The sequence below is a fragment of the Burkholderia mayonis genome (assembly GCF_001523745.2).
Taxonomy (GTDB): domain Bacteria; phylum Pseudomonadota; class Gammaproteobacteria; order Burkholderiales; family Burkholderiaceae; genus Burkholderia; species Burkholderia mayonis.
The window spans coordinates 489,516-507,101 of the sequence record NZ_CP013386.1 but is presented as its reverse complement, the minus strand read 5'-3'; the positions used below and the strand labels follow the sequence as shown (position 1 = coordinate 507,101).

Genomic DNA, 17,586 nt, shown 5'->3' with positions numbered 1-17,586 from the left:
GGTTGCCGCTTGCCTGTTGCCGATTCGCCGGCCGGCGACCGGAGCCGCGTGTCAGATCGGCTGCGTGCGCGCGTCGAGCCATGCTTTCGCATCGCCCGACAGATGCTTGCCGACCCGCTCGCGCACCGTCGCATGATACGCATCGAGCCACGCGCGTTCTTCGTCGTCGAGGAGCGCGGGCAGCACGCAACGCGTGTCGATCGGGCAAAGCGTCAGCGTCTCGAATTCGAGGAAGTCGCCGAACTCGGTCTGTCCCGCCGCGCGGTTCACGACGAGGTTCTCGATTCGCACGCCCCACTTGCCCGGCCGGTACACGCCCGGCTCGATCGACGTGATCATCCCCTCTTCCATCGCCGTGTACGGCTCGGCGGGCGCGTAGTGCGAGATCACCTGCGGCCCTTCATGGACGTTCAGGAAATAGCCGACGCCGTGCCCCGTCCCGTGTCCGTAGTCGAGCCCGGCCCGCCACATCGGCGCGCGCGCGATCGCGTCGAGCATCGGCGAGCGAATGCCGCGCGGAAAGCGCGCGCGCGACAGCGCCATCATCGCCTTCAGCACGATCGTGAAGTCGCGCCGGTGCGCATCGTCGATCGCGCCGACCGGCACGACCCGCGTGATGTCGGTCGTCCCGCTCAGATACTGGCCGCCCGAATCGATCAGCAACAGGCCGTCGCCTTCGATCGTCGCGTGCGCGGCGCGCGTCGCACGGTAGTGCGGCATCGCGCCGTTCGCGTTGAAGCCCGCGATCGTCGCGAAGCTCGGCGATACGTAGCCCGGCCGGCGCGCGCGCACGGCGGTCAGCTTTTCGTCGATCGTCAGTTCGGTGATCGTCTCGTGGCCGAGCGCGCCTTCGAACCACGCGAAAAACTCGGCGAGCGCCGCGCCGTCGAGCTCCATCGTCGCGCGCACGTGCTCGATCTCGGCGGGCGTCTTGCGCGACTTCGCGAACGTCGACGGATTCACCGCCTCGATCACGCGCACCTGCTGCGGCACCGCCTGCAGCAGCCCGTACGTGACACGGCGCGGATCGATCAGCAGCCCCGCGCCTTCCGGCAGCGCGGCGAGCGCCGCAGCCGCGGCGTCGTATGGCTTCACGTCGACGCCGTCTCGCGCGAGCGACGTCGCGAGCTCGGTCGACACCTTGCCGTCGGCGGTGAAGAGCGTCGCGCGCTCGAGGCCGACGAGCGCATGCGCGACGAACACCGGGTTGTAGTTGACGTCGGCGCCGCGCAGATTGAAGAGCCACGCGAGATCGTCGAGCGTCGACACGAAGTGCCACTGCGCGCCCTGCTCCTGCATCGCGCGGCGCACCTGCTCGAGCTTGCCCTCGCGCGCTGTATCGGCCTGCGGCGCCGCGTGCTCGAAGACCGCGTCGGCGGGCAGCGACGGACGCTGCGGCCAGATCGCGTCGAGCAGATCGAGATCGGTGCGCAGCACGATGCCGCGCGGCGTGAGCGCCGCCGTCAGCGCGCGCGCCGCCGCGACGCCGAGCACCGCGCCGTCGACGCCGACCGTCGTGCCCGGAGGCACGTGCCGGGCGAGCCATTCGACGTGCGGCTGCGTCTGCTGGCCGCCCATCATCTTCATCAGCTCGACGCCGGTGCCCGCGAGCTGCGCTTCGGCCTGCACCCAATAGCGGCTGTCGACCCAGAGGCCCGCGAAATCGGCGCTCACGACGAGCGTGCCGACCGAGCCGGTGAAGCCCGACAGCCATTGCCGCGCCTGCCAGCGCTCGGGCAAATATTCGGACAAGTGGGGATCGGCGGACGGCACCACGTAGGCGGCCAGATCCTCGCGCGCCATCGCGCCGCGCAGCAGGGCAAGACGCGCCGGCACGGGCGACGGATCGGGGAGTCGGGCATTCATGATTTCACCTGCAAACGTTCAGCGGCGGGCCGACAGGCCCACCGTCACGGCAACGGCCAGAAGCGCGGCGGCCGTACAAACCGGCCATTCGAGCGTCTCGCCATCGTAAAAGAGACCAGTGACATTGCCGGCCATCTTCGCGGCCGCCGCGCCGAGCACGCCCGCCGCGACGGCGAGCCACAGCGACGCGCGGCTCAGGCTGCGCAGCGGATTGAGCGCCCAGCCGAGCAAGCCGACGGCAAAGCCCAGCACGACGATTCCAAACCAGTTCATTCAACGCCTCTTCTACTGTCGGACTCGTCCTGTCGGCACGAACGGCGCGCAGCGAGCGCCATTCATCACACAATTCATGACCGGTGCGGCGGTTCACGAGCCGGCTTCCCGCCGCGCGGACGACCGCCCGGCACGACGACGAAGCAACGTCCGATGCGATCAGGCATAGCCGCGGCATCGCTCGTTGCAGCGGCGTCGACGCGCCGAGCCGCTCGCTCCCCCGCCGCGCGCCGTCGCCGCCGGCGCGCCCCCGTTTCACAACTGATCATTTTCGCACCGTTTTGACATTGCTTCTCAAAAAGGCGCGGCATGCCGTCGCGCCCGGCAGACGGTTCGTCGCAACGGCGCACGTTTTCGAATGCGCGCGGCGCAGCCGCCGCCCCGGCAAAGCGCGTCCGGCACGGTTCGCCGGGCATGCGGGCAAGCGCGACGACGGCGCGCGGCGGCGCCAGCCGCGAACACGGGCCGCCGTGCGCATCGGCCATGGCTTCGTCGTCAAAACGCTATAATATGGGACTAAACGATAGCCCCTCGACATGCAGCTCCTCACGATCGGAATCAATCACCACACTGCGCCTGTCGCCTTGCGCGAACGCGTGGCGTTTCCGCTCGAACAGATCAAGCCTGCACTCGCGACGTTCAAGAGCGTCCTCCTCGGCCATCCGGCGCCGAACTCGCCCGAAGCGGCGATCCTGTCGACCTGCAACCGCACCGAGCTGTACTGCGCGACCGACGATCGCGCGGCCCGCGACGCCGCGATCCGCTGGATGTCCGACTATCACCGCATTCCCGCCGACGAGCTCGCGCCGCACGTCTACGCGCTGCCGCAGTCCGAGGCGGTGCGCCACGCGTTCCGCGTCGCGTCGGGACTCGATTCGATGGTGCTCGGCGAAACGCAGATCCTCGGCCAGATGAAGCACGCGGTGCGCACCGCGTCCGAGGCGGGCTCGCTCGGCACCTATCTGAACCAGCTGTTCCAGCGCACGTTCGCGGTCGCGAAGGAAGTGCGCGGAACGACCGAGATCGGCGCGCAGTCCGTGTCGATGGCGGCCGCGGCCGTGCGGCTCGCGCAACGGATCTTCGAACAGGTCGCGCAGCAGCGCGTGCTGTTCATCGGCGCGGGCGAGATGATCGAACTCTGCGCGACGCACTTCGCCGCGCAAGGTCCGCGCGAGCTCGTCGTCGCGAACCGCACCGCCGAGCGCGGAGCGAAGCTCGCCGAGCGCTTCGGCGGCCGCGCGATGCCGCTCTCCGACTTGCCCGCGCGGATGCACGAGTTCGACATCATCGTGTCGTGCACCGCGTCGACGCTGCCGATCATCGGCCTGGGCGCCGTCGAGCGCGCGGTGAAGGCGCGCCGCCATCGCCCGATCTTCATGGTCGACCTGGCCGTGCCGCGCGACATCGAGCCCGAAGTCGGCGAGTTGAAGGACGTGTTCCTCTACACGGTCGACGATCTCGGCGCGATCGTCCGCGAAGGCAATGCGTCGCGGCAGGCAGCCGTCGCGCAAGCCGAGGCGATCATCGAGACGCGCGTGCAGAACTTCATGCAGTGGCTCGACGCGCGCAGCATCGTGCCCGTGATCCGTCACATGCACACGCAGGCCGACGCGCTGCGCCGCGCGGAAGTCGAGCGCGCCCAAAAGATGCTCGCGCGCGGCGACGATCCGGCCGCCGTGCTCGACGCGCTGTCGCAGGCGCTCACCAACAAGCTGATCCACGGCCCGACGAGCGCGCTCAACCGCGCGAACGGCGCCGACCGCGATTCGTTGATCGAACTGATGCGCGGCTTCTATCAGCACGCGCCGCGCTCGTCGGACTCGTCGGGCCGTTAGCGGCGCCTGCCTGTCCGTCCCCCCCTTCCCTTTTCGATTTCTTCCCTGGGAGCGTCGCTCCGCACCATGAAGACGAGCATGCAAAGCAAGCTCGACCAGCTCACAACCCGGCTGGCCGAACTGAACGACCTGTTGAGCCGCGAGAACGTCACCGCGGATCTCGACCAGTACCGCAAGCTGACGCGCGAACACGCGGAAATCGGCCCCGTCGTCGAGCACTACGCGCAGTGGCGCCAGGCGCGCGCCGACGAGCTCGCCGCGCAGGAGCTGCTCGGCGACGCGTCGATGCGCGACTTCGCTGAAGACGAGCTGCGCGGCGCGCGCGAGCGAATGGGCCGCCTCGCGGCCGAGCTGCAGACGATGCTGCTGCCGAAGGACCCGAACGACGACCGCAACATCTTCGTCGAAATCCGCGCGGGCACGGGCGGCGACGAATCGGCGCTCTTCGCGGGCGATCTCCTCCGGATGTACCTGCGCTACGCGGAGCGGCAGCGCTGGCAGGTCGAGATGATGTCGGAGAGCCCGTCGGATCTCGGCGGCTACAAGGAAGTGATCGTGCGGATCGCGGGCTATGGCGCGTACTCGCGCCTGAAGTTCGAATCGGGCGGGCACCGCGTGCAGCGCGTGCCCGCGACCGAGACGCAGGGCCGCATCCACACGTCCGCGTGCACGGTCGCGGTGATGCCGGAAGCCGACGAGATCGGCGAAATCGAGATCAACCCGGCCGACTTGCGGATCGACACGTTCCGCGCATCCGGCGCGGGCGGCCAGCACATCAACAAGACCGATTCGGCGGTGCGCGTCACGCACATCCCGACGGGAATCGTCGTCGAATGCCAGGACGACCGCTCGCAGCACAAGAACAAGGACCGCGCGCTGAAGGTGCTCGCCGCGCGGATCAAGGACAAGCAGTATCACGAGCAGCACGCGAAGGAAGCGGCGACCCGCAAGAGCCTGATCGGCTCGGGCGACCGCTCCGAGCGGATCCGCACGTACAACTTCCCGCAGGGCCGGATGACCGATCACCGGATCAACCTGACGCTGTACAAGCTCGAGCAGATCATGGACGGCGATCTCGACGAACTGATCGCCGCGCTCGTCAGCGAGCATCAGGCCGAACTGCTCGCGTCGCTCGGCGACGCCGAGTGACGTCGTCCGGAAATCGCGCACGATGAGCACGACGAGGCCCACGCCCGCCACCGCCGCCGACTTGCTGCGCGCGTCCCCGCTCGACGCGGTCGACGCGCGGATCCTGCTCGCGCACGCGCTCGGCTGGACTCGCACGCAACTGATCACGCGCGCCGACGAGCCGCTCGACGCCACCGCGGTCGAGCGCTACCTCGCGCTCGAGGCGCGCCGCGCGGCGGGCGAGCCGGTCGCGCAGCTCACGGGCGCGCGCGAGTTCTTCGGCCTCGAATTCGAGATCACGCCGGACGTGCTGATCCCGCGGCCGGAGACGGAGCTGCTCGTCGAGACGGTGCTCGACGCGGTCGACGGAATCGCCTCGCCGTGCGTGCTCGATCTCGGCACGGGCAGCGGCGCGATCGCGGTGTCGATCGCGTCCGAACGGCCCGACGCGCGCGTGTGGGCGCTCGACCGGTCGCCGGCCGCACTCGACGTCGCGCGCCGCAACGCGCGCAAGCTGCTCGCTCCGGCGCGCCCGGGCGGCCCGCTGCGGTTTCTCGAAAGCGACTGGTACGCGGCGCTCGATGCCGGCCTGCGCTTTCATGCGATCGTCAGCAACCCGCCGTACATTGCGCGGCACGATCCGCACCTCGCCGAAGGCGATCTGCGCTTCGAGCCGCGCGGCGCGCTCACCGACGAGGATGACGGGCTCGCCGCGATCCGCGCGATCGTTGCGGGCGCGCATGCGTTCCTCGCGCCGGACGGCGCGCTGTGGATCGAACACGGCTACGATCAGGCGACCGGCGTCCGCGCGCTCCTCGAGGCAGCGGGCTTCGCCGGCGTCGAGTCGCTCACGGATCTCGCATCGATCGAGCGCGCGACGGGCGGCCGCCTGCCCGGCTGACGCCGCGGGCGGCGCCCGCCGGCCCAGGTGAAATCCAGTATCATTTCTTTTCTAACGCCCAGCTACAGCAAGGTCAGTCATGGATACCCAACAACGCATCAAGCAAATCGTCGACGAAAACCAGGTCGTGCTCTTCATGAAAGGCACGGCGCAATTCCCGATGTGCGGCTTTTCGGGCCGCGCCGTGCAGGTGCTGAAGGCGTGCGGCGTCGACCAGTTCAAGACGGTCAACGTGCTCGAGGACGAAGAAATCCGCCAGGGCATCAAGGAATTCTCGAACTGGCCGACGATCCCGCAGCTCTATGTGAAGGGCGAATTCGTCGGCGGCTCGGACATCATGATGGAGATGTACCAGTCGGGCGAATTGCAGCAGCTCTTCACCGCCTGATCCGCCCATCCCGATGGAGCCTCGTCCGGCGCCGCCGCGGCGCCTGATCGTCGCGATCACGGGCGCCACCGGCGCGATCTACGGGGTGCGCATGCTCGACATGCTGCGCGCGTCGGGCGGCGTCGAGACGCACCTGCTGATCTCGAGCGCCGGCTGGCTCAACCTCCAGCACGAACTGCAACTGTCGAAGGACGACATGCTGGCGCGCGCCGACGTCGTCCATTCGGTGCGCGACGTCGGCGCGAGCATCGCGTCCGGCTCGTTCGCGACGGACGGCATGATCGTCGCGCCATGCTCGATGAAAACGCTCGCGAGCATCGCGCACGGCCTATCCGACAACCTGATCACCCGCGCTGCGGACGTCACGCTGAAGGAGCGCCGCCGGCTCGTGCTGCTCGTGCGCGAAACGCCGTTCAACCTCGCGCATCTGCGCAACATGACGGCCGTCACCGAGATGGGCGGCGTGATCTTTCCGCCGATGCCCGCGTTCTACGCCATGCCGAAATCGATCGACGAGATGGTCGACCATACGGTCGCACGCGCGCTCGACATGTTCGCGCTCGGCGCGCCACGCACCACCCCGTGGCAAGGGCTGCGCGAGCATGGCTGACGCCGACGGCGAAACCGGCATGGCGGCCGTTTCTCCGTCGGCAGTCGATCGCGCGCGAGTCGCGCGTCGCCCCGCGTAATCGCGACCAGCCGCCCATTGTTGCCGCGTCGTCGCACCCACGCAATTAATAACATCGTCGACACAATCAAATCCGTTCTTCGCATTTATCAATGATCGGTACGAGCCTATAGTCGTAGGCAATGTCACTTCCCAGAAGTCCCGATCATCATGAACCGCCTTCCGTCCCTCTATCTGTCGCACGGCGCGCCGACGCTGCCGATCGATCCGACGCTGCCGTCCGGCGCGTTCACCGTGCTCGGCGGCGAGCTGCCCCGCCCGCGCGCGGTGCTGATGCTGTCCGCGCATTGGCTCACGCATCAGCCCGTCGTCAGCACCGCCGAACGGCCCGACACGATCCACGATTTCTACGGCTTTCCGCGCGCGCTCTATGAGATCCGCTATCCGGCGCCCGGCGCGCCCGACGTCGCGGCCCGCGCGGCCGCGCTGCTCGGCGATGCGGGCATCGAGATGGCAGCCACGCCGCACGGGCTCGATCACGGCGCGTGGGTGCCGATGCTGCTGATGTTCCCGGACGCCGACGTGCCGGTCGCGCAGTTGTCGATCCAGCCGCGCGCCGACGCGACGCACCATTTCCGCGTCGGTCGTGCGCTGCGGTCGCTGCGCGACGAAGGCGTGATGGTGATCGGCTCGGGTCAGATCACGCACAACCTGCGCGCGGCGGACTTCTCGGCCGCGCCCGAGGACGCGGACCCGCGCGTCGCCGAATTCACCGGCTGGTTCGAGGAAAAGCTCGCCGCGCGCGACGTCGATGCGCTGCTCGACTATCGCCGCCAAGCGCCGCACGCGGTGCTGATGCATCCGACCGACGAGCACCTGTTGCCCATCTTCGCGGCGCTCGGCGCGGCCGACGACGACTACCGGCTGCGCATCCAGTCGCTCGGCACGTACCAGCGCGTGCTCGCGATGACGAACTATGTATTCGACTCGGCGGCCTGACGCGCGCTGAGCCGCGGCTTCGGCATTCCGGCGCTTCCAGGGCTTCGGCATCCGGCCTCGACGCACTGCGCAGGCTTCGCTCTGGCAGCAGCAGCCCTCGCCGCCACTGCTGATCATCGGGAGCGCCATGGGCACGCACTCAGGGCATCCAGCCCCAGCACCGCAAGCAACAGCATGCCGACGCGGACGACGCGCTTGACCCGAGCGGCCGCACGCGGCCCGGGCCACCCGTCCGAGCCCGCAGGCCGACACGCCACGCTCCGACCGCCCCAAAACGACAAAGCCCGCCCGGGATTTCCCAGGCGGGCTTTGTCTTCGAGCTTCGACGCCCGTCGCCGCCGATCGTCGGCGACGGGCCGTGCGATTACGCGCCGATCCCTTCGAGGATCTCGTCGCGCGACTCGCGCTCGTCGAGATATTCGGTGCGATAACCGGCATTCACGCCCCAGTAATAGAACACGAGCGAGATCACCGCGACGACCAGCATGTCCCAGCCGTACGGCAGCAGGTTGCGGCCGCCGAACTCCTTGCTGCCGATGAGCGACAGCACGGCCATCGTCGGCAGGTACGCGACGAGCCACCACGCGGCCTTCAGGTCGCGCCCCCAGCCGCCCCAGCCGGACTTCGCCTGGAAGTAGAAGTAGACAGGCAGCGCGACGACCATCAGCAGGATGATCTCGCCCGTCAGCGGCCACTTCGCCCAGTACAGGATCAGCGACGCGCACACGAACGCGAACGGCGCGATCAGCTTCATGCCCGGAATCGACAGCGGACGCTCGAGGTCCGTCGCCGCGCGGCGCAGCGCCATCAGGCTGATCGGGCCCGTCAGGTACGAGATCACGGTCGCGACCGAGATCACCGCCGCGAGCGAGCTCCAGCCGCGGAAGAAGAACAGGAAGACGAACGAAACCAGCAGGTTGAACCACATCGCCTGGCGCGGCACGCCGTAGAGCGGGTGCACATTGCCGAACATCTTCGGCATCGTGTTGTTGCGCTCCATCGCGTAGATCATGCGGGTCGTCGTCGCCATGTAGGTCGTGCCGGTGCCGCTCGGGCTCACGAACGCGTCAACGTACAGCAGGATCGCGAGCCAGTTCAGGTTCAGTGCGATCGCGAGTTCCGCGAACGGCGAAGCGAAGTTGAAGTGCACCCAGCCCTTCGCGACGTCGGCCGGATTCACCGCGCCGATGTAGGCGACTTGCAGCAACACGTAGATCACGAGCGCGATCAGGATCGACGAAATCACCGCGAACGGCACGCTGCGCGACGGATTGCGCGCTTCGCCGGCGAGGTTCACGGGGCTCTGGAAACCGTTGAACGCGAACACGATGCCGCTCGTCGCGACCGCGGTCAGCACGGCCGACCAGCCATACGGCGCAAAGCTCGCGTTCGACGCGGTGCCGAGGTTTTCGCTATGGAAGCTCGACAGCATCAGGCCTGCGATCGTAAGGCCGGGAATCAGGAACTTGAAGATGGTGATGGTGGTGTTTGCGCGCGCGAAGAGCTTCACACCCCAATAATTGAGCAGAAAGTAGATGACGACGAGGACCGCCGACAGCAGAAGACCGGGTGTCGTGAGCTCGCCGCTGACGAAGAGCGCGTGCGCCCACGCGTAGGGCCAGGTGCTCATGTACTGGATCGACGCCTCCGCCTCGATCGGAATCACCGAGACGATCGCGATCCAGTTCGCCCACGCGCTGATGAAGCCGACGAGCGAGCCGTGCGAGTAGCGCGCATAGCGGACCATGCCGCCCGATTCGGGGAACATCGCGCCGAGTTCGGCATACGTCAGCGCAATGGCGAGAATCACGACCGCGCCGATGATCCACGCGCAGATGGCGGCGGGTCCGGCGATCTTGGCGGCTTTCCATGCGCCGAACAGCCAGCCCGACCCGATGATCGAACCCAGCCCGGTCAGCATCAAGGCGAACGGACCGATGTTCCGTTGAATAGAACTCTTCACAACCTCTCCTATGTCTCAAAAAGCAAGGTCGGCACGCCGTCGAGGATCGAGCCGGACGGCACCGCACATGCATTCTTGGGGGACAGGTTGTCCGATCGGGAGCAACCCATCCGCGCGGCGCGTAGTTTAACGGTTGCACCACGGAATGAACGCAAAAATCGATCGACCCCTACAAAAATTTGATGACAATAGCAAGCTTTGTAAGCTCTAATAATTGGTTGCCTCAGCATTAACCCTGAGATTTGTTCGAATACGATTGACCGTCGAATCGAATAGTCGTATAAACGGTCGAGCAGGATTTCAAGCGGCGAGTGAATAGGTACTTTCGTAGTTCGCCCATCAACGGTACTCCGGTTGGTCCCATTACCCCCTTCCTTGATTTTCATGCGCTCCCCGGGCTTTGGCCCTGTTTTACATTTTTAGGAACAAGTTATGGCAACCGGCACCGTCAAGTGGTTCAACGACGCTAAGGGTTTTGGTTTCATCACCCCGGAAGGCGGCGGTGAAGACCTCTTCGCGCATTTCTCGGAAATCCGCAGCGAAGGCTTCAAGACGCTGCAAGAGAACCAGAAGGTCGAGTTCGAAGTGAAGACCGGCCCGAAGGGTCTGCAAGCAGCGAACATCAAGCCGCTGTAAGCGCAGCGCGAGATTTCGCAGCACAGTAAAAAGCCCCGCTTCGGCGGGGTTTTTTGTTTTCGGTGAATCGGGCGATCCCCAGCATGGGTGCTGGCGGGCCGCCCGCGCGCCGTCCGTCAGCCGTACACGCGCTGCGCATGGATGCCGAGGCCCGTCGCGACGCTCGCAAGGCGATCGCCGTACACCGGCTGCGCATCCTGGAACGCCGCCGCGAGCGCGCCCGACAGGAACGCGAGTCCCGTCGAGCCGCCCGTGAAATACAGCGCGCCGACGTCGTGCGGCGCGATCCCCGCGAGTCGCACCGTCTCGCGGGCGGCGTCGACGATCCGCGCAGTCTCGTCGCGGCTCGCGTCGATCAGTTGGTGCGCGTCGAACGCGATCTGCAGATCCTCCTCGACGTCGTTCAAATCGATCATCGTCTCGCCCCCCGCCGACACGCCGATCTTCGCCTCTTCCGCCCGCGCGGCGAGCGCGTGGCCGAGCCGCTGCTCGACGACGCGCAGCAGTCGCTCGAAATGGCGGACATCCGTATACAAGTGCTTCATCAGCTTGAGCTCGCCGATCCGCTTCGGCGTGTAGACGGTATTGATCAGGTGCCAGGTCGCGAGATCGAAATAGATCCGATTCGGCAGTTCGCGGCCCTCCGGATCGAACGCACGGTAGCCAAACGCGGACAGCACCGCCGACAGCTCGACGCGCCGGTCATAATCGGTGCCCGCGACGTGTACGCCGTGGTGCGCGAGCACGTCGTCCTTGCGCTCGAGCCGGCGCATCCGGTCGGGGCCGACCCGCACGAGCGAGAAGTCCGACGTGCCACCGCCGATGTCCGCGACGAGCACGAGCCGTTCGGCGTCCTGCCGCGACTCGTAGTCGAACGCGGCGGCGATCGGCTCGTACTGGAATTGCACTTCGGTCAGCCCTACCGCGTGCGCGGCCGCTTCGAGCTGCTGCTGCGCGAGGCGGTCGGCGCGCGGATCGTCATCGACGAAGAACACCGGGCGGCCGAGCACCGCGCGGCCGATCGCGCCGCCCGCGCACGCCTCGGCCTTCTGCTTCAGATGCATCAGGAAGAGCGCGATGATGTCGGTGTACGCGATCGCGGAGCCGTCGCCAAGATCGGTCGTGGTTTCCGCGAGCGGCGAGCCGAGAATACTCTTCATCGAGCGCATCAGGCGGCCGTCGAAGCCGTCGATGTACGACGCGAGCGCCGAGCGGCCGTATTCGCGGGCGCCCTCGTCGGTGTTGAAGAAGATGGCGGTGGGCAGCGTCAGGTGCTCGCGCTCGACGGGAGCGAGCCGCATGCCGGGCGCGCCGCCGCCGCGTGGCAACGCGACTGCGGAATTGGACGTGCCGAAGTCGATCGCGCAGTAGGTCATGGGGCGGGCGCCGGATGGCGGCGCGAAAACGGAAGGACCGGCTTTTTATCACGAAACCGCCCGGCGTCACAACCGGGGCGCGGACGGATGCGGACGGAAGCGTCCGACGCGGACGACGCGGGCCGGGGAGCTCCGAGCGTGGACACTCCGCGCCGGCCCGGCATGCCGGGCGCGATAGCCGACCGTCGCGGTCGACCAGGCTTTTGCTTGATGATGTTCCGCCGATATCGTCGAGCGGCGGCGGCACGCGCTATGTCACCGCCTCGACCGATGGCGGCGTCACCGGGCCCATCGATTCGGCATCGGCGGCCGCGCGCTCGCCGCCGATCCGGCCGGCGCCGGCGCGGCGAATCCGCATCGGCGACACCTGCGCGCGGGCGGCCCGACCGATCGACTCGCCGCGCGCGCCGCATGCGCGCTGCGTTGCGTCACGCCGCCGACGAGAACGGCTTTTGCCACGCGTCCGCGTAGACGACCTCGCCGAGCGGATGACGCGTGCGCGGCGCGCGCTCGCGCTCGCGCAGCACCGGATCGAGCTTGTCGGCGTCGCCGTAGTGGCCGATCGAGATGATCGCGAGCGGCTCGACGTCGGCCGGGATCGCGAACGCGTCGCGGAACGCCTTCGCGTCGAAGCCGCTCATCTGGTGCGCGGCGAGGCCGAGCGCGTGCGCCTGCAGCACGAGCGACATCGCGGCCGCGCCGGCGTCGTAGAACGCCGTCGTGCTCGGCTCGCCCTTCGACGTCAGCGTGTGCGCGGTCACCGCGATCAGCACCGGCGCGGGCGCGTTCCAGCCCTGGTTGAACGGCACGAGCGTCGAGAATGCGCGCTTGAACGCGACCTCGTCCTTGCTGCGGTCGAACACGATGAAGCGCCACGGCTGCGCGTTGTACGCGGACGGCGCCCAGCGCGCCGCTTCGAGCACCGCATGCAGATGATCGGCACCGACTGGTTCGCTCGAATACGCGCGCGGACTCCAGCGGCCGGCGATCAGCTCGTGAATCGAGACGGAAGTGGGAGCGGGTTTGACGGACATGCGTTTCCTCACCAATTTGAAAAAAGGGCTCGGTTGCCCGGAAAAGAAACGCCAGCATAACCGCTTGTCGCGGAACTTGCCGGACTGCGCTCGCGAATGCAAATTGGCGGCGGCGCAAAGGGATGGCGGATGGCGGATGGCGGGTGGCGGGTGGCCGGGTGGCCGGGTCGCCGGGTCGCCGGGTCGCCGGGTCGCCGGGTCGCCGGGTCGCCGGGTCGCCGCCAGATCACCGGCGATCGGCGATCTGGTCGCACACTGCGGGCAATCGCCGCGCTTTCAAGGCGGACCGGTCGGTCGAAGCCGAGGCAGGCGGCACAATCGAGCGCCGAGCCTTTGCCCTTCGCCTACGGCTTTCCGACTATGGCTCCCCACTCTCCGCCGCCCCTTTGCTTTTCATCACCCGTCGCCCACGGCCCGCCCTTCACCGGCCGCCCGCGGTTGCGCCGCGCGTCTCCCGAGCGCGGCGCGCTCGATCCGCTCGATCCGCTCAGGCCGCGCTCGCCGACACCCTCGCCGTCCCGCGATTGATCCGCAGCACGATCAGCGCGCCGACAATGCACAGCCCGCCAGAGATCATCGACGCGACCGTGTACGTGCCGAGGCTCGCGCGCAACATGCCGGCGCCGAGCGCCGCGAACGCCGCGCCGAGCTGGTGGCCCGCGACGATCCAGCCGAACACCACGGGCGCCGCGTCCTTGCCATACGCGTCGGTCGCGAGGCGCACGGTGGGCGGCACGGTCGCGATCCAGTCGAGCCCGTAGAACACCGCGAAGAGCGGCAGCCCGAAGAAGTCGATGCCGAATGCATGCGGCAGATAGATCAGCGACAACCCGCGCAGCCCGTAATACCAAAACAGCAGCACGCGGCTGTCGTAGCGGTCGGACAGCCAGCCGGACATCGTCGTGCCGATCAGGTCGAACACGCCCATCGCGGCGAGCAGCGACGCACCCTGCACTTCCGTCATCCCGTAATCGCTGCACATCGCAATCAGGTGCGTGCCGACGTAGCCGTTCGTGCTCGCGCCGCAGATGAAGAAGCTCATGAACAATAGCCAGAAATCGCGCGTCTTCGACGCCATCGCGAGCGTACCGAACGCGACCGCGATCGGGTTGCGCCTCGCGCCATCGTCCGTGCGCGGCGCGTCGGCGGGCTCGCCGTACGGGCGCAGCCCGACGTCGGATGGCCGCTCCGGCAGCAGCAGCGCGACGAGCGGCACCGCGATCGCCACCGCCACCGCGACTGTCAGCACGACGGGCCGCCAGCCGTGGCGCTGCGCGATCGCCGCGAGCATCGGCAGAAACACGAGCTGGCCCGTCGCGGAGCTCGCGGTCAAGAGTCCCATCACGAGGCCGCGCCGCGCGACGAACCAGCGGGTCACGAACGTCGCCGACAGCGTGAGCGCCGCGACGCCCGTCGCGCCGCCGACCATCACGCCCCAGATCAGCACCATCTGCCACGTCGCCGTCATCATCGACGACAGCGCGACGCCCGCGCCCATCACGCCGAGCGCGGCGAGGATCGTCGGACGTACGCCGAAGCGCTGCATGGCCGCCGCCGCGAACGGCCCGGTGAGCCCGTACAGCGCGATGTTCACCGAAATCGCGAGCGAGATCGCCGCGCGGCTCCAGCCGAATTCGTGCTCGAGCGGCACCATCAGCACGCTCGGCGTCGCGCGCGTGCCCGCCGCCGCGAGAAGGATCAGGAACACCACCGCCGCCGCGAGCCAGCCGTAATGGAAACGCCCGCCTATCCTCTTTGCCGCCCAATTCATTCGGATCACTCCTGACACCGGCCGCGCCGATCGCGTCGACACACCGGAGGTTGAGGGAAGATGCGCCGACCTTTGTTACCAATCAGTCACAATTTGGTTGCGATCCTAGTGACCGATCGGTAACATGTCAAGCAGTCAATTTTTCGTAGTCGGGATCGAGCATGGTCACCACCGTCGCCAAAGCCGCCAAGCCGGCCGGCCGCCGGCCGCGCAGCACCCAGATCGCGGGCGCTGAAGCACAGCAGCATCTGCTGCGCGCGGCGGAAGAGCTCTTCTATCAGGAGGGGATTCGCGCGGTGGGCGTCGACGCGGTCGTCGAACGCGCGGGCGTCAACAAGATGAGCCTGTACCGGCAGTTCGCGTCGAAGGACGAGCTCGTGCTCGCGTATCTCGACCGAATGGACGCGTGCTTCTTCGAGCGCTTCGACACGAGCGCCGCCAAGCATCCGGGCGATCCGAAGGCGCAACTCGTCCAGTATTTCGACGACCTCGCGCAGCGCGCGACGCAACCCGGCTATCGCGGCTGTCCGTTCGTCAACGTCGCGACCGAGTTTTCGGAACTCGATCATCCGGTGCGGCTCGCGGTCGCCGACAACAAGGATCGGCTGATGACGCGGCTCGTCGCGCTATCGGAAGCGGCGGGCGCGCGCGAGCCGCAGGCGCTCGCCGACGCGCTCGCCCTGCTGATCGAAGGAATTTACGCGGCGAGTCAGACATATCGGCCGGGCGCGTCCCCGATCGGCTGCGCGCCGCGCGTCGCGCGGCAATTGATCGACGCGGCGTGCGCGTGATGCGATGCCGGCAAATGCGCGACTGCCAAAGCGGCGCGAGGTGTGACGGTGGATTCGCCGATTCGCCGATTGGTCGATTGGTCGAATTGCCGAATGGTCGATACGCTGATTGGTCGAATTGCCGATTCCCGGATTCCCGGATCAGCTGATTGGCCGACCGCCGTAACGGCGGAAATCGCCGCGTCATGCGCTTGCCGCCGGGGTCGCAAAAAAGCCGCACGCCGCAACATTGCCCCGCCATATCGCCGCGCGCTCGCCAGCGTCGGGCACACATCGGCGCAAGCCAGCCGTGACCACGCCGACCAAGCGCCGCATCCGAAGCGCGACGCGCCGACGCATGCCGCCCCGCCCCCGCCCGCTACAATCGCGGCTTGACCGCCACGCCGTTGCCCGCCATGACCGAAGTCTTTCCGTCCGATGCAGAGATCCTCGCCGCCACGCGCCACTGGCTGACGCGTGCGGTGATCGGGCTCAACCTGTGCCCGTTCGCGAAGAGCGTCCACGTGAAGCGTCAGATCCGCTACGCGATCAGCCGCGCGACGTCGCTGGAAGCGGCGCTGACCGATCTCGAGCGCGAGCTGCGGCGCCTCGAAGCCGCCGATCCGGACGAAATCGACACGACGCTGCTGATCTTCCCGAACACGTTCGGCGATTTCCTCGACTACAACGACGCGCTCTGGTTCGCCGATCGCCTCTTGCAGCAACTGGGGCTCGAAGGCACGTTGCAGATCGCGAGCTTCCATCCGCACTATCAGTTCGACGGCACCGAGTCCGACGACATTGAAAACTACACGAACCGCGCGCCGTATCCGATCCTGCACTTGCTGCGCGAAGCGAGCATCGAGCGGGCCGTCGACGCGTTCCCGGACGCGGCCGACATCTACGAACGCAATCAAGCGACGCTGCGGCGCCTCGGCCATGCGGGCTGGCGCGACTGGATCGCGCAGCGCGGCGAGGACGAAGAAGACGCGAAATAGCGCGAAGCGGCGCGACACGCGAAGCGATTTCGCACCGAACACCGCATGCGGCGCGTCACGCGCCGCAAGTCATGCCCGCGGCTCAAACTCGGCGGCGGCCGATTCGGCCTGCGCGGCATCGGCCGGTTGCGCGGCAGGCGCGAAGAAGCGTTCGTGCAGCTCCGCGAGCCCGAACATGTCGAGGATCTCGTTGAGCCGCTCGCTCGGCTTGCGCCGCGGCAGGTTCTTGTATTGGGCGATGATGAGCTCGTTCTTCATCGAATGCTCCCATCCGACGAGCTCCGTCACGTTCACCTGATAGCCGTGCGCCTCGAGCTGCAGGCAGCGCAGCACGTTGGTGATCTGACTGCCGAACTCACGCGTGTGCAGCGGATGCCGCCACACTTCGGTCAGCGCATTCGCGAGCGACTTCCCCTTGTTCTTGCGCAGCACGCCCGCGACCTCCGCCTGGCAGCATGGCACGAGCACGATGTACCGCGCGCGCTTCGCGAGCGCGAAGCGGATCGCGTCGTCGGTCGCGGTGTCGCACGCGTGCAGCGCGGTGACGACGTCGACCGTATCCGGCAGTCGCGGCGACGCGATCGAATCGGCAACCGACAGATTCAGGAACGACATCCCGCCGAAGCCGAGCCGCTCGGCAAGCCCGGTCGAGCGCGCGACGAGCTCCTCGCGCGTTTCGATGCCGTAGATGTGCGAACCGGCGAGCGGGCGCGCCTTGAAGAACAGGTCGTACAGAATGAAGCCGAGATACGACTTGCCCGCGCCGTGATCGACGAGCGTCACGCCCCCCTTGTCCCCCGCGACGTCGGCGAGCAGCGGCTCGATGAACTGGAACAGGTGATACACCTGCTTCAGCTTGCGGCGGCTGTCCTGGTTCAGCTTGCCGTCGCGCGTCAGGATGTGCAGTTCCTTCAGCAGTTCGATCGACTGGTTCGGGCGGATTTCGTAAGTCTTGGTCGACATCGGGAGGAGGCAGGCCGGCGGCCGCTCGAAGCAAGCGTCGGGCGGCGGTGGGCGGCA

Annotated in this window: 17 protein-coding genes; 10 read left to right on the top strand and 7 right to left on the bottom strand. The window is 67.7% G+C overall.

What is annotated here, in order from left to right:
• Positions 1–51 precede the first annotated feature (51 nt).
• Both WS70_RS02600 and WS70_RS02595 read right to left on the bottom strand, forming a co-directional pair.
• The gene (locus WS70_RS02600; protein WP_059598319.1) at positions 52–1,866 is read right to left on the bottom strand and encodes an aminopeptidase P family protein; all 1,815 of its coding nucleotides are present in this window, start codon (positions 1,864–1,866) and stop codon (positions 52–54) included.
• Positions 1,867–1,884: 18 nt separating this feature from the next.
• The gene (locus WS70_RS02595; RefSeq protein ID WP_059469997.1) at positions 1,885–2,139 is read right to left on the bottom strand and encodes a hypothetical protein; all 255 of its coding nucleotides are present in this window, start codon (positions 2,137–2,139) and stop codon (positions 1,885–1,887) included.
• A 281-nt stretch (positions 2,140–2,420) separates the two neighbouring features.
• On the opposite strand from WS70_RS02595, the gene WS70_RS02585 reads away from it, so the two are divergent.
• The 7 genes from WS70_RS02585 to WS70_RS02555 all read left to right on the top strand — a co-directional run bounded on the left by WS70_RS02585 (position 2,421) and on the right by WS70_RS02555 (position 8,018).
• A complete protein-coding gene (locus WS70_RS02585; protein ID WP_226382803.1) occupies positions 2,421–2,648 on the top strand; it encodes a glutamyl-tRNA reductase in 228 nt (75 codons plus the stop codon).
• Between the two features lie 27 nt (positions 2,649–2,675).
• The gene (hemA, locus tag WS70_RS02580) at positions 2,676–3,974 is read left to right on the top strand and encodes a glutamyl-tRNA reductase (protein WP_059469998.1); all 1,299 of its coding nucleotides are present in this window, start codon (positions 2,676–2,678) and stop codon (positions 3,972–3,974) included.
• 66 nt (positions 3,975–4,040) lie between these two features.
• Complete coding sequence (prfA, locus tag WS70_RS02575; RefSeq protein WP_059469999.1) at positions 4,041–5,123, top strand: peptide chain release factor 1; 1,083 nt, start codon at positions 4,041–4,043, stop codon at positions 5,121–5,123.
• Between the two features lie 22 nt (positions 5,124–5,145).
• On the top strand, positions 5,146–6,003 hold the full coding sequence (gene prmC, locus WS70_RS02570; RefSeq protein ID WP_059598320.1) for a peptide chain release factor N(5)-glutamine methyltransferase: 858 nt from the start codon (positions 5,146–5,148) through the stop codon (positions 6,001–6,003).
• Between the two features lie 79 nt (positions 6,004–6,082).
• Positions 6,083–6,391: a Grx4 family monothiol glutaredoxin gene (gene grxD, locus WS70_RS02565; protein ID WP_010106712.1), complete on the top strand. Its 309-nt coding sequence runs from the start codon at positions 6,083–6,085 to the stop codon at positions 6,389–6,391.
• 13 nt (positions 6,392–6,404) lie between these two features.
• Positions 6,405–7,001 (top strand): UbiX family flavin prenyltransferase, encoded by a 597-nt coding sequence (locus WS70_RS02560; protein ID WP_059470001.1) that lies wholly within the window; start codon positions 6,405–6,407, stop codon positions 6,999–7,001.
• 228 nt (positions 7,002–7,229) lie between these two features.
• Positions 7,230–8,018: a DODA-type extradiol aromatic ring-opening family dioxygenase gene (locus tag WS70_RS02555; RefSeq protein ID WP_059470002.1), complete on the top strand. Its 789-nt coding sequence runs from the start codon at positions 7,230–7,232 to the stop codon at positions 8,016–8,018.
• A gap of 364 nt (positions 8,019–8,382) precedes the next feature.
• Here the strand turns inward: WS70_RS02555 and WS70_RS02550 are convergent, their stop codons facing one another.
• Positions 8,383–9,981, bottom strand: a complete 1,599-nt coding sequence (locus WS70_RS02550; protein ID WP_059598321.1) for an APC family permease — start codon at positions 9,979–9,981, stop codon at positions 8,383–8,385.
• A 432-nt stretch (positions 9,982–10,413) separates the two neighbouring features.
• Here WS70_RS02550 and WS70_RS02540 point away from each other — a divergent pair, with 432 nt between their 5' ends.
• A complete protein-coding gene (locus WS70_RS02540) occupies positions 10,414–10,617 on the top strand; it encodes a cold-shock protein (protein WP_010106722.1) in 204 nt (67 codons plus the stop codon).
• A 116-nt stretch (positions 10,618–10,733) separates the two neighbouring features.
• On the opposite strand, the gene WS70_RS02530 is transcribed toward WS70_RS02540, so the two are convergent.
• The 3 genes from WS70_RS02530 to WS70_RS02520 form a co-directional block, all read right to left on the bottom strand.
• Positions 10,734–11,993 (bottom strand): Hsp70 family protein, encoded by a 1,260-nt coding sequence (locus WS70_RS02530; protein ID WP_059470004.1) that lies wholly within the window; start codon positions 11,991–11,993, stop codon positions 10,734–10,736.
• Positions 11,994–12,421: 428 nt separating this feature from the next.
• Positions 12,422–13,027 (bottom strand): nitroreductase family protein, encoded by a 606-nt coding sequence (locus tag WS70_RS02525; RefSeq protein WP_059598322.1) that lies wholly within the window; start codon positions 13,025–13,027, stop codon positions 12,422–12,424.
• 487 nt (positions 13,028–13,514) lie between these two features.
• Positions 13,515–14,798 (bottom strand): MFS transporter, encoded by a 1,284-nt coding sequence (locus WS70_RS02520; RefSeq protein WP_059470006.1) that lies wholly within the window; start codon positions 14,796–14,798, stop codon positions 13,515–13,517.
• Between the two features lie 161 nt (positions 14,799–14,959).
• Here WS70_RS02520 and WS70_RS02515 point away from each other — a divergent pair, with 161 nt between their 5' ends.
• Together WS70_RS02515 and WS70_RS02510 are read left to right on the top strand one after the other, a co-directional pair.
• Positions 14,960–15,589, top strand: a complete 630-nt coding sequence (locus WS70_RS02515; protein ID WP_059470007.1) for a TetR/AcrR family transcriptional regulator — start codon at positions 14,960–14,962, stop codon at positions 15,587–15,589.
• A gap of 395 nt (positions 15,590–15,984) precedes the next feature.
• Entirely contained in the window at positions 15,985–16,566 is a 582-nt protein-coding gene (locus tag WS70_RS02510; RefSeq protein WP_059598323.1) for a DUF1415 domain-containing protein, read from the top strand.
• A gap of 69 nt (positions 16,567–16,635) precedes the next feature.
• Here WS70_RS02510 and WS70_RS02505 read toward each other — a convergent pair whose 3' ends face one another.
• Positions 16,636–17,529: a class I SAM-dependent methyltransferase gene (locus WS70_RS02505; RefSeq protein WP_059470009.1), complete on the bottom strand. Its 894-nt coding sequence runs from the start codon at positions 17,527–17,529 to the stop codon at positions 16,636–16,638.
• Positions 17,530–17,586 lie beyond the last annotated feature (57 nt).

What these genes read in the sequence shown, in the direction of transcription:
- WS70_RS02555 (WP_059470002.1), top strand. Translation starts at nt 7,230, where the DNA reads ATGAACCGCCTTCCGTCCCTCTATCTGTCGCACGGCGCGCCGACGCTG.
- WS70_RS02600 (WP_059598319.1), bottom strand. Translation starts at nt 1,866, where the DNA reads ATGAATGCCCGACTCCCCGATCCGTCGCCCGTGCCGGCGCGTCTTGCC.
- WS70_RS02560 (WP_059470001.1), top strand. Translation starts at nt 6,405, where the DNA reads ATGGAGCCTCGTCCGGCGCCGCCGCGGCGCCTGATCGTCGCGATCACG.
- WS70_RS02540 (WP_010106722.1), top strand. Translation starts at nt 10,414, where the DNA reads ATGGCAACCGGCACCGTCAAGTGGTTCAACGACGCTAAGGGTTTTGGT.
- WS70_RS02595 (WP_059469997.1), bottom strand. Translation starts at nt 2,139, where the DNA reads ATGAACTGGTTTGGAATCGTCGTGCTGGGCTTTGCCGTCGGCTTGCTC.
- WS70_RS02525 (WP_059598322.1), bottom strand. Translation starts at nt 13,027, where the DNA reads ATGTCCGTCAAACCCGCTCCCACTTCCGTCTCGATTCACGAGCTGATC.
- WS70_RS02505 (WP_059470009.1), bottom strand. Translation starts at nt 17,529, where the DNA reads ATGTCGACCAAGACTTACGAAATCCGCCCGAACCAGTCGATCGAACTG.
- WS70_RS02515 (WP_059470007.1), top strand. Translation starts at nt 14,960, where the DNA reads ATGGTCACCACCGTCGCCAAAGCCGCCAAGCCGGCCGGCCGCCGGCCG.
- prmC (WP_059598320.1), top strand. Translation starts at nt 5,146, where the DNA reads ATGAGCACGACGAGGCCCACGCCCGCCACCGCCGCCGACTTGCTGCGC.
- prfA (WP_059469999.1), top strand. Translation starts at nt 4,041, where the DNA reads ATGAAGACGAGCATGCAAAGCAAGCTCGACCAGCTCACAACCCGGCTG.
- WS70_RS02510 (WP_059598323.1), top strand. Translation starts at nt 15,985, where the DNA reads ATGACCGAAGTCTTTCCGTCCGATGCAGAGATCCTCGCCGCCACGCGC.
- grxD (WP_010106712.1), top strand. Translation starts at nt 6,083, where the DNA reads ATGGATACCCAACAACGCATCAAGCAAATCGTCGACGAAAACCAGGTC.
- WS70_RS02530 (WP_059470004.1), bottom strand. Translation starts at nt 11,993, where the DNA reads ATGACCTACTGCGCGATCGACTTCGGCACGTCCAATTCCGCAGTCGCG.
- WS70_RS02520 (WP_059470006.1), bottom strand. Translation starts at nt 14,798, where the DNA reads ATGAATTGGGCGGCAAAGAGGATAGGCGGGCGTTTCCATTACGGCTGG.
- hemA (WP_059469998.1), top strand. Translation starts at nt 2,676, where the DNA reads ATGCAGCTCCTCACGATCGGAATCAATCACCACACTGCGCCTGTCGCC.